Origin of the sequence: Hylemonella gracilis ATCC 19624 (assembly GCF_000211835.1) — a bacterium.
GTDB lineage: Bacteria > Pseudomonadota > Gammaproteobacteria > Burkholderiales > Burkholderiaceae_C > Hylemonella > Hylemonella gracilis.
The window spans coordinates 17214-30215 of sequence record NZ_AEGR01000044.1; the positions used below are offsets into that span (position 1 = coordinate 17214).

Genomic DNA, 13002 nt, shown 5'->3' on the forward strand with positions numbered 1-13002 from the left:
CTGGTTTGCTTCAGGGGTGTGCGCGGCATGCGCCGCGGCGATCAGCGCGGGTGCCGGTGTCGAGGTGCTAGACAAAGTAGCTCTCCCGGGCGCGTTTCAAGGCACGCTGCTTCTCGCGTTCTTTCTCACCGGACAGGTCGCGCTTCAAGTCCCGTGCCCACTCGCGGCTGTCGGTCCACCAACCCTTGAAGGTGGCCCAGCGCAAGGACGCCAGTCCACCGGGGAGATACAGCACGCAGAGGATGAGCAGCAGACCCAGCGACATCAGGTAGATCTGCGGGAACTGCAGGCGCAGCGATTCGGCCAACACGCTGAAGATGATGGCGGCGAGCAAGGGCCCCCACAGGGTTAGAACGCCGCCGATCAGGGTGATCAACACGGTCTGAAAACCGATGAAGGGGTTGAACACGGTGTGCGGATCGATGTAGGTCCAGCGCACGGCCATGGCCGCGCCCACCGCGCCTGCGAAGGCTGCCGTCAAAGCGAATCCCGCGACCTTCACCAGCCGCGTGTTGACGCCCAGGGTCTGCGCGCGCTGCTCATCGGCACCGATGGCCAGCAGCGCCAGGCCAAAACGCGTGCGCCGCACGACGATGGACGTGGCCACCGCCAGCACGGCCAGCGCCAGCACCGTGAGGTAGATGGTCTCGCGCTCGGGCACGACCATGAGCACCCGGCCCACCGTGCCCGTGACCGACTTCTCGAAATAGGTCACGGCATGCAGGATGAGTTCCGTCATGCCGAACGTCAGCACCGCGAAATAAGTGCCGCGCAGGTGCAGGACAGCCGCCCCCATGAGGACGGCGACGACCACCGCGATGCCGGCGCCGATCAGGATCACCGTGAGCCAGGCGAACTCTCCGAGCAGGATGGCCGAGGTGTAGGCACCGATGCCGAAGAAGGCCGAGGTCGCCAGCGAAAGGTAGCGCGTGCTGCCGCAGAACAGGCCCCAGCTGGAAGAGAGGGCGACGTACATCAGGCAGGTCAGCGCCATGGAGGCCACGAACTCGCTGGCGTAGGCCGGCAGCGCCAGGGCCCAGCCCGTGAAAGCCAACAGCACCAGCAGGTCGCGGATCAGGATTTGTCTTGAAGTCATCACAAACATCAGGAATCGGTGGCCGCCACCTCAGGCCTTGCGGCTCTTGCGCGTGAACAAGCCCTCAGGTCGCAACAACAGCACAGCGATGAAGACCGTGTAGGACAGCAAGGCCTTGAGGGAAGGGTTCGTGAAGTGCATGCCCAGCGCCTCGATGACTCCCAGGAACAGCCCGCCCACCAAGGCCCCGCCCATGCTGCCGAAGCCGCCCAGGGTGATGACGATCAAGGCCGTGACCGTGTACGGCTGCCCCATGAAGGGCGTGATGGTGTAGGCCATGGACAGCAAGGCGCCCGCCACGCCCGAGAGCCCCAGCCCGATGCCGAACATCAGCGGGTGCAGCTTCTGCGTGTCGATGCCCATGAGCTGCGCGCCCGTGGGCGATTGCATGAGAGCACGCACGCCCTTGCCGAGCAAGGTCTGGCGCATCAGCACGATCAGTGCACCGGCAAACAGCAGGGCCAGGAAAAAGATCAGCAACTTGTTGGCCGCGAACTGCATCTCGCCGAACTTCACCGGCTCGGTCAGGTAGTCGTAACCGCGCAGGTCACCGCCCCAGAGCCAGGACACAAAGTTCTGCACCAGGAACATCAAACCAAAGGCCACCATCAGACTGCGTGCCTCGAACACATCGAGGTTGGGTGAGGTCCGCGTCAGCCGCCGAAAGCACAGGAAATGCAGCACCATGCCCAGCGCCATCAGCACGGCGAAGGACACGGGAATCATCAGCAGGGGCGAGATGCCGAACTGCGTCTGCACCAACCAGGTGAGGTAGGCCCCGACCATCAGGAACTCGCCGTGCGCGATGTTGAGGATGCGCATCAGACCGTACTGGAGGTTCAGCCCCAGGGCGATCAGCGCATAGATGCCCCCGGTGATCAGACCGGAGACGATGAGTTCAAACCAGGCGGTGAAAGACATGACGATGAATCGGCCTACTGAGCGTCACCCAGGTGCCGCCTGTGCGCCGAAAGACCGGAAGTGCGGGGTGAAAGCGCAGCGAAATAAAGGAGGAGGCCCGGCATACGCCGGGCCGGGGGACATTCGCGGAGCTTTTACCCCGCGATTCCGGTCGTGCTTCGATATTTACCACTTGGGTTTGGCAATCAGCTTGGCCGTCGCGCGCGCCGGTGGCCACACCACCTCGAACTCGCCCTTCTGCCACTGCCCCACCGTGCCCGGCGTGCCCACGTTCTCGCTGCCGTTGAACTTGATCTCGCCCAGGATGGTCTGGTGCGTGGTGTTCGCCACGTAATCGCGAATGGCCTTGCGGTCCAAGCCCACGCTCTTGACGGCGTTGGTCAGGATCTCCAACCCGGCCCAGGCAGCACCGCTGGCCCAACGGTCCGGCTCTTTCTTCTGGCTGGCCACATGCGCGTCGAAGTAAGCCTTGGCGCCCGGGCTGGTCTTCGCGTTCCAGGAGCCCATGCCCATCACGCCCTCCGCGCCCGCCACCGTCATGACCTTGGTATAGAGCGGGAAAGCCGTGCCCACCGAGGCGTAATAGAACTTCGGATTGAAGCCGACTTCCTTGGACTGCTTGCTGGCCAGGATGGTGTCCGGCGGGTAGGAGAAGCCGATGAAGGCATCCGGGTTCTTGTCCTTGATCGAGCGCAACACGGGCGACAGGTCTTGCGTGCTACCGGGATAGCTTTTCTCCTCCACCAGCCGGATGCCACTGCCCTTGACGGCCTCTTTCAGCGCGGCGTAGTTCTCCAGGCCGAACAGGTCGTCGACGTAGATCACCGCGACGGTCTTCACCCCCTGCGACTTGAGCAGGTCCACCAGCGCACCGATCATCGGCGCCGGCTGCTGCAGCAGCAAGAAGAAGTAAGGCAGCTTCAGGTCCACCAACTTCTTGGACAGCGCGGTCGGCGCCAAGAAGGGGTAGCCGTAACGGTTGGCCAGCGGAGCGACGGCGAAGTTCGCGCCGCTGCCCCAGGGCGGCAAGACCAGATCCACCTTGTCGCTGCCCATGAGCTTTTCATAGGTGCGCACGACGGTCTCCACATTGCTCTGGTCGTCGCTGCTGATGAGCTCGATCTTGCGGCGCACGCCTTTGACGTCCAGCCCCCCCGCGGCGTTCTGCTGCTCGGCCCACAGCAGGTAGTTGGGCTCCTGGCTGGTCTGCGCGCCGCCAGTCCACGGGCCCGTGCGGGCCATGGTGTAGCCGATGCGCACCGGCGCGTTCTGGGCCATCAATTGCGGGGCAAAGGTCGCGGCGCCGACGGCGGCCGCGGCACCTTTGATCAAGGTGCGCTTGCTCTGTTGAACCTGGGCTCGGGCCATGCTGGTCTCCTCTCGAGTTGTGGGGCTGATTTGCCATCTTGGAAGCTCTGCAATCCTAGGGGCCTGCCCGCCGCGCGGCTTTGCTGAGCGTGCACAAAGTAATTGCCGCTGCGCGCACGGGCATCGGGGTTAACCCGCGCGCCCCTTGTCCACGCGGATGAGGCTCCCATAATCCCTGCATGCATGCCGCCACCTTGAGCACCGATGCCTATGCCCCCACCGAGCGGGCATCGATCTGGCGTGACTGGAATTGGTCGCTGTTCGGTGGACTCGAATGCGACCTGTACGGCGACAGCGACTTCGACGGTCACATCGCCCGCGCGCACGCGGGCGACATCATCCTGACCCGACTGGAAGCGCGGCGCCATCGCGTGGATCGCACGGCGCAACTGGCGCGCGCCGACGTCGCACCCGGCTACCTCAAGATCGTCGCCCCCTTGCAGGGACGCGCGCGCGTCGAGCAGGATGGCCGTGAAGCCTGGGTGGGCCCCGGTGCCTGGACGCTCTACGACACCACGCGGGGCTACACGGTCGACAACCCGGGCAAGGTGGAACACCTGATCGTGATGCTGCCCAAGGCGCAACTCATCGAACGTGGGCTGCGGCTGGAGCCGCTGGTGGCTCGTCTGGTTGGCGCGAGCCCTGGCGGTGAAGCCTCGGGCATTGCGCGCGTCGCGCTGTCGACCATGCGCAGCACCTTCCATGAACTGCCGCACATGAGCACCGATGCCGCCCACGGGGCCGGGGAACTCATCGCTCAGCTCGTGCGGCTCTCACTGATTGAGCTGTCGGGCCGGGAAACCCACCACACGCAACGGCAGGCGCTGAAAGACCGCATACGCGGCTACCTGGCCCTGCACCTGCGCGATCCGGCGCTGACGGTGGAACGCATGGCCGCCGCGCTCAATTGCAGCAAGCGGCACCTCTACAACGCCTGGGCCGACGAAGAGCGCACGCTGTCCAACCACATCCAGACGCTGCGGCTGGAGGGCTGCATTCGAGAACTGTCACGCCCGGCAGCGGACGCCACGCTGAAGGAACGCGCGATCACCGAGATCGCGATGTCCTGGGGCTTCAGCAGCCCCGCGCATTTCAGTCGGGTGTTTCGAGACCACACGGGCCTGAGCCCGAGCGAGTTCCGCGCCGTGCGGCGGCCCAGGAATGCTTCAGACTGAACGACTGAACGACTGAACACTTGAGCGCGCCGCGCGCTCGGACACTCAGGACGTGAGCAACAAGGGCCGCGCGGAAGCGCCCACCGCGCCGCCCGGGGCGGAACGGCCCATCCCCGACGACGCGAGGCGGAACTGGCGCACGATGTCGGCCAGACGATCCGCTTGCTCACGCATGGATTCGGCCGCCGCCGTGGACTCCTCCACCAGCGCAGCGTTCTGCTGGGTCATGCGGTCGATTTCCTGGACCGCCTGATCCACCTGGCCAATGCCATGTGACTGGCTGTCGGCCGCCGTGGTGATCTCGCCCATGATGTCGCGCACGCGCTGCACGCCCGAGACGATCTCCTGCATGGCCGCGCCCGCGGCCTCCACCTGGCGCGCGCCACCGTCGATGGCGGACACGCTGGCGTCGATCAAACGCTTGATTTCCTTGGCCGCCTCGGCGCTACGGCCGGCGAGACTGCGCACTTCGCCCGCCACCACCGCGAAGCCGCGGCCCTGCTCGCCCGCGCGCGCGGCTTCGACCGCCGCGTTCAACGCCAGGATGTTGGTCTGGAAAGCGATGCCATCGATCACGGCGACGATGTCCGCGATTTTCTTGCCGCTGGTGCTGATGCTGTACATGCTTTGCACGGCCTCTTCCATCTCCTTGCCGCCGCGCTGGGCCGACTGGGTGGCGCTGGCGACCAGCTGGTTGGCATTCTGAGCGGCGCTGGCCGTGTGCTGGACGTGGCCCGTCAAGCCGCTGATGGAGCTGACGGTCTGCTGCACATTGCTCGCGGTCTGCTCGGTGCGGGTGGACAGGTCGTGGTTGCCCGTGGCGATCTCGCGGCTGGCCGTCGCGATGCTTTCGCCGGCATCGCGCAACTGGCCCACCATGCCCGCCAGTTCGGAGCGCATCTGTTCCAAGGCGCGCAAGAGATCCGCCACCTCATCGCGTCCCTCGGCCTGCTGGCTCTGTGTCAGATCGCCACTGGCGATGGACTGCGACAGCTGCCGCGCCAGCTCGACCGGCTGGCAGATGGCCCGCATGTTCAACAGCGTCAGCGGCACGACGATCAGCAAACTCACGACCACCAGCCCCGCGAAGATGAACAGCATGTTGTCGAGCAGGTCATTGCGGTTGGTGTTGGCGTCCTTGGCCTCCACGCGCAAGGCTTCGTCCAACTGCGTCAAGGCCTTGTCGGTGGCGGTCAGCTCGCCCACGGCGCGCATGCTCATGCGGTTGGCGGCCGTGGCGGTGTCATAGACGCTGCTCTCGATCTGCCGGGAGAGATGGGCAAACAGGTTGTGGTACTGCTTGAAATGTTCCATCGCCTTGGTGATCTGATCTTTTTGCTCACCTTGCAGGGTTTGGGACAGCTCATTCAGGGCCTGCTCGATGCGGGTCGCCGAGGCGTCCCAACGCGTGCGGGTCTCGGCCACGCGCTCGGGCTGCTCGTACTGGATGATCATGTCCTTCTCATGCTGGCGCGCCAGCGCCATTTCAAGGCGGAGCTTGGACACCCGATCCACCGCCTCCAGGGACTCGTTGATCACCTTGCCACTGATCTGATGGATGCGGAACATGCCGAAAATGCCCGCGCCCCCCACCAGCAGCAACAGCACCAGCACGACGCCAATGGCGGCGTACATGCGGAAACGAATGGTGAATTGGCGCATCAGCGCGAACAGCCGGTGACTCATCTGGATCGTCTTTCTTCTGATCAAACAAGGGAAAAGGGGCCGGTTGCGGCCCGGGCCTGCCAACGCTTCAGGCGCACATGGATAGTACATAGATTGTCGGCATTGGCCGGCACTTGTTAACAACGCGTTGCGTCTGCGATGACATCAGGGTAAACCCTCGACAGGACTGCACGCAAAACCGGGCCCGTCGCGAACCATGAAGCTCGGCATGGGAGAATGCCCAGCCATGCCGGTTCACGTTCCCTCGTCTTCCTCTCCCGCGCAGTACGTCCAGGACAAGGCCGCCGCCTCGGGCAGCAGCTTCTACTACGCCTTTCTGTTCCTGCCAGCGCCCCGGCGGGCGGCCATCACCGCGTTCTACGCTTTCTGCCGTGAAGTGGACGACGTGGTGGACGAGGTGAACGACGCGGGGGTGGCCGCCGCCAAGCTAGGCTGGTGGCGGGCCGAAGTGGCGCGCGCCTGGCAGGGTCAGCCCAGTCACCCCGTGCTGCAGGCGCTGATGCCCCACGTCACCACCTACGGCATCGAGGCGCGGCATTTGCTGGCCGTCATCGAGGGCTGCGAGATGGACTTGCAGCAGAGCCGCTACCTGGACTATCCGGGTCTGCAGCGCTACTGTCATCTGGTCGCGGGCGTGGTGGGCGAAGTGGCCGCGCGCATCTTTGGCGGCCATTCGGGGACAGACCCGACCCTGGATGAGCTCCGCACACGCTACGCACACACCCTGGGACTGGCCTTCCAGCTCACCAACATCATCCGCGACGTCGGCGAGGACGCCCTGCGCGGGCGCATCTACCTGCCCATCAACGAACTGCAGCGTTTCGAGGTCAAGGCCCACGAAATCCTGAACCGCCAGTACTCGGAGCGCTTCACGGCGCTGATGCGTTTCCAGACGGAACGCGCCCAGTCCTTGTACGACGAAGCACTGAGCCTGCACGCCCAGATGCCCTCCGAGGAACGGCGCGCTCAGAAGCCGGGCCTGATGATGGCCAGCATCTACCGCACCCTGCTGCGCGAGATCGAGCGCGACGACTTCCAGGTACTGCATCAGCGCATCGGCCTGACGCCCTTGCGCAAGCTGTGGCTGGCCTGGAAAGTCCAGGCCCTGGGCCGGCTGTGAATCTGCCCCGCATGCGCCGTGCGCTGCCACGCGCTTGCCCCCCGAGATTGCGGCGGCCGTGAAGATCACCATCGTCGGGGCGGGCTGGGCCGGCCTGGCGGCCGCCGTCGCGGCCACACAAGCCGGCCACCACGTCACCTTGCATGAGGCCGCGCGCGTGGCGGGCGGACGGGCTCGCGGCGTGGACATGGCGCTGCCCAACGGCCAGACGCTCACGCTGGACAACGGCCAGCACATCCTGATCGGTGCCTACACCGAGACCTTGCGGCTATTGCGCACCGTGGGCGTGAACGTGGCATCCGGTCCCCAGGCTGGCGCCGAGAGCCCCTTGCTGCGCCTGCCCCTGGCGCTGATCGGCCCGGACGGCCAAGGCCTGCGCCTGCCTCGCCTGCCGGGATTTCTGCCCGCGTCCTGGGCGGTGCTGGCGGGCGTGCTGCGGCATCCGGACTGGCCTTGGCGTGAACGCCTGGGCCTGCTGCGGGCCGCTCTGCGCTGGCAAGCCCAGGGCTTCCAATGTGACGACCGCTTGAGCGTGGCCGACCTCTGCGCCCAGGCGCGTGGCGCCATCGGCCCGCGTGTGCTGACCGAGTTGATCGAACCGCTGTGCGTGTCCGCGCTCAACACCCCGGCCCCCGAAGCCAGCGCCCAAGTCTTCCTGCGCGTGCTGCGCGACGCCCTGTTTGCACAACCCCAGGGCGCTGACCTGCTGCTGCCCCGCGTGGACTTGGGCTCGCTGCTGCCCGAGCCGGCCCTGCGCTGGCTCCAGGCACATGGCGTCACGGTCCGTCTCGGCGAGCGCGTGCACGATCTGGCGGCCTTGCAGGGCCAGGACAGCATCGTCCTGGCCTGTCCCGCCCCGGAGGCGGCGCGGCTGTCACACGCCATCAACCCGCGCTGGGCCGCGCAGGCCCAGGCGCTGGGGCACACCACCATCGCCACGGTCTACGCCTGGAGCGCCCATGCCCGGCTGCACGCGCCCATGCTGGCCCTGCCCAGCTCGGCACCATGCCCGGCCCAGTTCGTCTTTGACCGCGGGCGGCTGGACCCCTCGGGCAAGAGCCAGGGGCTGCTGGCCTTCGTGGTCAGCGCCAGCACGGGCGAACGCGAGGAGATCGAAGCCAGCGTGCTGCGGCAGGCGCGGACGCAGCTGGGCCTTGAACTGCAAGCCGTGCGAACCATCGTCGAAAAACGCGCGACCTTCGCCTGCACCCCCGGCCTGGCGCGACCGTCCGCGCGGATCGGCCCCCGGCTGCACGCCTGCGGTGACTACGTGGCGGGGCCTTACCCCGCCACGCTGGAAGGTGCCGTGCGCAGCGGCATTGCGGCCGCCGAGGCCTGCGCCGCAGACCGCGTGTCACCGCATGGGCTGTCAGGGTAGCTGCGGAGTGATACAAACGCGCAGTCCGCACGTCATCGGGCCCACCGAGTGGCCAACGGTCTCCTCCCGACGCTCCGCATGAAAACCCTGCTCAAGCTCCTCGCCGTTTCCCTGCTCACCCTGCTCATCGCCCTGCTGCTGGCGACCGCGCTGGGCTATGGGTACGCACGCGGCAAGCTGCCGCAGCGCGATGGCGAACTCTACCTGCGCGGCCTGGCGGCCCCCGTGCAGGTGCGCTGGGACGAGCGCGGCGTGCCGCACATCCAGGCCAAGAACGAGACCGACCTCTACCGCGCCCTGGGTTTTCTGCATGCCCAGGACCGTCTGTTCCAGATGGAACTGATGCGCCGCTTGGCCAAGGGCGAGCTGTCGGAGATCCTCGGCCCCAAGCTGCTGGAGACCGACAAGCTCTTCCGCACCCTGGGCCTGCGCGCCCAGGCCGAGGCGCGGGTGCAGTCCATCAACCCGCGCCATCCGTCCTGGCCGGCATTGCAGGCCTACCTGGATGGCATCAACGAGTTCCAAGAGACCCGGCCGCTGCCGCTGGAGTTCGAAATCCTGGGCATCCGCAACCCGCTGCCCTATTCCCCCGAAGACACCCTGGCCGTCACCGGCTACCTGGCCTACAGCTTCGCCGCCGCCCTGCGCACCGAACCCGTGTTGACCTATGTGCGCGACCGGCTCGGCCCCGACTACCTGCGCATCTTCGACGTGGACTGGAACCCGCTGGGCGTGCTCAGCCCGCAGGCCCAGTTGCTGGGGCAGGCAAGTCCCGCGCGCCCAGGCACTGCGGGCACGCAGGGGCAGGCGCCCCGCCTGGCGTCTTTGAGCGACGCAGACTGGCAGACCCTGGCCCGCGTGGGCGAGGTCAGCCAGCAGGCCCTGGAGCTGGCCGGTGTGCCGATGATGGAAGGCAGCAACGCCTGGGCCATCGGCGGCCAGCGCACGGCCAGCGGCAAGCCCATGCTGGCGGGGGACCCGCACATCGCCTTCAGCTTGCCGGCGGTGTGGTGGGAAGCTCACCTCAGCGCCCCCGGCTTCGAACTCTACGGCCACTTCCAGGCGCTGAGCCCCTACGCCTTGCTGGGCCACAACAGTGCCTTTGGCTGGAGCCTGACCATGTTCCAGAACGACGACATGGACCTGGTGGCCTTGCGCTCCAACCCCGCCAACTCCCGCCAAATTTGGTACCGAGGGCAATGGGTGGACCTGGGCAGCCGGCAGGAAGTCATCGAGGTCAAGGGCGCCGAGCCTGAGTCTCTGCAAGTACCGCAGTCTCCCTACGGTCCCATCATCAACGCGGTTTTCGCGGACACGCTGGGCACCAGTTCATCGGCCACGCCCATCGCGCTGTGGTGGGCCTTCTACGATGCCGAGAATCCCATCCTCGAAGCCTTCTACGAGCTCAACCGCGCCGACACCCTGGCCAAGGCCCGCCAGGCCGCCAGCAAGCTGCACGTGCCGGGCTTGAACATCGTGTGGGCCAACGCGGCGGGAGACATCGGCTGGTGGGCAGCCGCCAAGCTGGTGCAGCGACCCGCTGGCGTGAATCCCAACTTCATCCTCGACAGCACGCAAGGCCAGGCCGATAAGCCCGGTTACTACCGCTTCGCCGACAACCCGCAGGAGGAAAACCCCGCGCGCGGCTACATCGTGTCGGGCAACCAGCAACCCCTGCCGCGCAGCGGCGTGCCGGTGTACGGCTACTACAACAACCCGGAGCGCGCGCGCCGCCTGGACTTCGTGCTCAGCAGCAAGCGCGGCGGCTGGACTGTGGCCGACAGCCAGGCCCTGCAATTGGATGAGCAAAGCGGCTATGCGGTGCGTATCCTGCGCCCTTTGCTGCCCTTGCTGCGCGCGGCGGCCGAGCACTCGCAAGAAAACACCGTCGAGCAAACCGTCCTGTTGAACCAGCTCAGCGAGTGGGACGGCCGGCACGAGGCGGGCAGCATCGCGGCCACGGTGTTCAACCAATTCGTCTACGAACTGGCGCGCGCGGCGCTGGCCGATGAGCTGGGGCCCGCCCTGTTCAACAACTTGCTGCGCACCCGCGTGATCGACGCGGCGATGACCCGCTTGGTCACCGACGAGAACTCCCCCTGGTGGGATGACCGCGGCACGCTGGCCGACCAGGAAACCCGCGCCGACATCGTGGCGCAAGCCTGGGAAGCCACCCTGGCCCATTTGGTGAAACTGCACGGCAAATCGGCCATCAACCACTGGGCCTGGAGCGCCAACCACCAGCTCACCCACAACCACCCGCTGGGCCAGGTCAAGCCGCTGAACCTGCTGTTCAACGTGGGGCCTTACCCCGTGTCGGGCGGGCGTGAACTGCCGAACAACCTCAATTTCCCCATAGGGCCCGCCCCTTGGAGCGTGCACCACGGCCCCTCGACGCGCCGCGTGATCGATTTCGCCGCGCCCGGCCAAGCCCAGGGCATCAACCCCGTGGGCCAAAGCGGCGTGCTGTTCGACCCGCATTACAAGGACCAAGCCGTGGACTACGTGCTCGGCCGCTACTACACCATGCACCTGAATGCCGACGACGTGCGCAAGTCCACGCGCAGCATCCTGCTGCTGCAACCCGACGATTGAACCCGACCCATGACCCCGCTGCCCTCTTCCATGTCCACCCCCAAGACCGCCGTCCTGCTCTGCAACCTCGGCACGCCCGACGCGCCCACGCCAGCGGCCCTGCGTCGTTATCTGGGCGAGTTCCTGAGTGACCAGCGCGTGGTCGAACTCCCCCGCTTCGTCTGGTGGCCTATCCTGCACGGCATCATCCTGCGCGTGCGCCCGGCCAAGTCGGCAAAGAAGTACGCCAGCATCTGGATGCGGGACGGCGACACCTCGGGTTCGCCCCTGCGGGTGTGGACCGAACGACAGGCCAACGCCCTGGATGCGCAACTGAAGGCGTCGGGCCAGCACGTCACCGTGCGCTACGCCATGCGCTACGGCTCACCTTCCATCGCCCAACAACTCGACGCCCTGCAGGCCGAGGGCGTGCAACGCATCCTCATCCTGCCGGCCTACCCGCAGTACTCCGCCACCACCACGGCCAGCGTGGTCGACGCGGTGGCGCACTGGACCAGCAAGATCCGCTCCCTGCCCGAACTGCGCTTCGTCAACCGCTACCACGACGACACGGGCTACATCAACGCGCTGGCCGCGCGCATCAACACGCATTGGGCACAGCACGGCCGCCCAGACGGAAAAATCAGCAAGCTCGTGCTCAGTTTCCACGGCCTGCCCGAGCGCAACCGCACCTTGGGTGACCCGTACTACGACGAATGCCAGACCACGGCACGGCTGCTGGCCGAAGCACTGCGGCTCACCCCCGATCAATACCTCGTCACCTTCCAGTCGCGCTTCGGCGCGGCGAAGTGGCTGCAACCCTACACCGAACCCACGGTCATGGCCCTGGCCCGCTCGGGCGTGCAGCGCGTGGATGTCGCCTGCCCCGGCTTCACCAGCGACTGCATCGAGACCCTGGAAGAAATCGACCAGGAGGTGCGCGAGGCCTTTTTGACCTCAGGGGGACAAGAGTTCCGCTACATCCCTTGTCTGAATGACGAGTTGGCGTGGATCAGTGCCCTGGAACGGATCGCGCAAAAGCATTTGAGCGGTTGGCTGTGATTCCCATGCGGCCGTCGAACGCCAAATCTCAATGCGAGGGCGGCACTCACAACCACTGAAGTTGTTGTCGCAGCTCGGCGCTGGTGAGAACCTGCGCATACTCTCCCTGCAAATTGGCCAAGGCCATGGCATGGACCTCTTCCGCGCTGCGCGGGACACCGTTGTAGTCGGATTTCGCGAATGCGAACGTTGCATCGGAGGCCACATAGGTGGTGAACCCCAGATTCCCCGCGGTTCGCGCAGTCGCTTCAACCGAGTTGTTGGTGCTCACGCCCACGATGGCAACGGACTCGATACCTCTGACACGAAGCCAACGTTCGAGCCCAGTGTGGATGAACGCATCGGGCACATTCTTCTCGACGACATGCTCCACATCCAAAGGCCGCAAATCCTGCTGGAACTCAACGCCTGCTTGACCTGGCCAAAAGGGTGAGCCAGGCGTCCTGGAAATATGCCGCACATGAACAACCGGAGCTTGGGCCGTGCGCCAAGCCTCCAGCGTCATCGCGATGGCGAGTTCGGCTTGGGGGTTGTTGCGCGAACCTGCCAATGGGCTCTGCATACCGCGCTGCATGTCAATGATGATGAGAGCCGTCTGACGTTTCACGGGAATGACCTCGAT

The 13002-nt window shown here is 66.1% G+C and carries 10 protein-coding genes; 5 read left to right on the top strand and 5 right to left on the bottom strand.

Annotated elements, in window-relative coordinates; all coding sequences use genetic code 11:
• Positions 1–67: 67 nt before the first annotated feature.
• The 3 genes from HGR_RS05185 to HGR_RS05195 all read right to left on the bottom strand — a co-directional run bounded on the left by HGR_RS05185 (position 68) and on the right by HGR_RS05195 (position 3385).
• Positions 68–1096 carry a branched-chain amino acid ABC transporter permease gene (locus HGR_RS05185; protein ID WP_039852493.1) on the bottom strand — a complete coding sequence of 343 codons (1029 nt, stop codon included), beginning with the start codon at positions 1094–1096 and terminating at the stop codon, positions 68–70.
• 30 nt (positions 1097–1126) lie between these two features.
• Entirely contained in the window at positions 1127–2017 is an 891-nt protein-coding gene (locus HGR_RS05190; protein WP_006297071.1) for a branched-chain amino acid ABC transporter permease, read from the bottom strand.
• Between the two features lie 165 nt (positions 2018–2182).
• Positions 2183–3385, bottom strand: a complete 1203-nt coding sequence (locus HGR_RS05195) for an amino acid ABC transporter substrate-binding protein (protein WP_006297072.1) — start codon at positions 3383–3385, stop codon at positions 2183–2185.
• A gap of 179 nt (positions 3386–3564) precedes the next feature.
• Here HGR_RS05195 and HGR_RS05200 point away from each other — a divergent pair, with 179 nt between their 5' ends.
• Positions 3565–4560, top strand: a complete 996-nt coding sequence (locus tag HGR_RS05200) for an AraC-like ligand-binding domain-containing protein (protein WP_006297073.1) — start codon at positions 3565–3567, stop codon at positions 4558–4560.
• A gap of 45 nt (positions 4561–4605) precedes the next feature.
• Here the strand turns inward: HGR_RS05200 and HGR_RS05205 are convergent, their stop codons facing one another.
• Positions 4606–6246, bottom strand: a complete 1641-nt coding sequence (locus HGR_RS05205) for a methyl-accepting chemotaxis protein (protein WP_006297074.1) — start codon at positions 6244–6246, stop codon at positions 4606–4608.
• Positions 6247–6472: 226 nt separating this feature from the next.
• Between HGR_RS05205 and hpnD the strand changes: the two genes are divergently transcribed.
• The 4 genes from hpnD (at position 6473) to hemH (ending at position 12380) form a co-directional block, all read left to right on the top strand.
• Positions 6473–7366, top strand: a complete 894-nt coding sequence (gene hpnD / locus HGR_RS05210) for a presqualene diphosphate synthase HpnD (RefSeq protein WP_006297075.1) — start codon at positions 6473–6475, stop codon at positions 7364–7366.
• 58 nt (positions 7367–7424) lie between these two features.
• Positions 7425–8744, top strand: coding sequence for a hydroxysqualene dehydroxylase HpnE (hpnE, locus tag HGR_RS05215; protein WP_039852495.1), 1320 nt, complete (start codon positions 7425–7427; stop codon positions 8742–8744).
• Between the two features lie 78 nt (positions 8745–8822).
• The gene (locus HGR_RS05220) at positions 8823–11339 is read left to right on the top strand and encodes a penicillin acylase family protein (protein ID WP_006297077.1); all 2517 of its coding nucleotides are present in this window, start codon (positions 8823–8825) and stop codon (positions 11337–11339) included.
• A 9-nt stretch (positions 11340–11348) separates the two neighbouring features.
• The gene (hemH, locus tag HGR_RS05225) at positions 11349–12380 is read left to right on the top strand and encodes a ferrochelatase (protein WP_006297078.1); all 1032 of its coding nucleotides are present in this window, start codon (positions 11349–11351) and stop codon (positions 12378–12380) included.
• 46 nt (positions 12381–12426) lie between these two features.
• On the opposite strand, the gene HGR_RS05230 is transcribed toward hemH, so the two are convergent.
• A complete protein-coding gene (locus HGR_RS05230; RefSeq protein ID WP_006297079.1) occupies positions 12427–12987 on the bottom strand; it encodes a cysteine hydrolase family protein in 561 nt (186 codons plus the stop codon).
• Positions 12988–13002 lie beyond the last annotated feature (15 nt).

Coding starts and splice junctions, on each gene's coding strand:
- HGR_RS05200 (WP_006297073.1), top strand. CDS start 3,565: ATGCATGCCGCCACCTTGAGCACCGATGCCTATGCCCCCACCGAGCGG.
- HGR_RS05205 (WP_006297074.1), bottom strand. CDS start 6,246: ATGAGTCACCGGCTGTTCGCGCTGATGCGCCAATTCACCATTCGTTTC.
- HGR_RS05190 (WP_006297071.1), bottom strand. CDS start 2,017: ATGTCTTTCACCGCCTGGTTTGAACTCATCGTCTCCGGTCTGATCACC.
- HGR_RS05185 (WP_039852493.1), bottom strand. CDS start 1,096: ATGACTTCAAGACAAATCCTGATCCGCGACCTGCTGGTGCTGTTGGCT.
- hpnD (WP_006297075.1), top strand. CDS start 6,473: ATGCCGGTTCACGTTCCCTCGTCTTCCTCTCCCGCGCAGTACGTCCAG.
- hemH (WP_006297078.1), top strand. CDS start 11,349: ATGACCCCGCTGCCCTCTTCCATGTCCACCCCCAAGACCGCCGTCCTG.
- HGR_RS05220 (WP_006297077.1), top strand. CDS start 8,823: ATGAAAACCCTGCTCAAGCTCCTCGCCGTTTCCCTGCTCACCCTGCTC.
- HGR_RS05195 (WP_006297072.1), bottom strand. CDS start 3,385: ATGGCCCGAGCCCAGGTTCAACAGAGCAAGCGCACCTTGATCAAAGGT.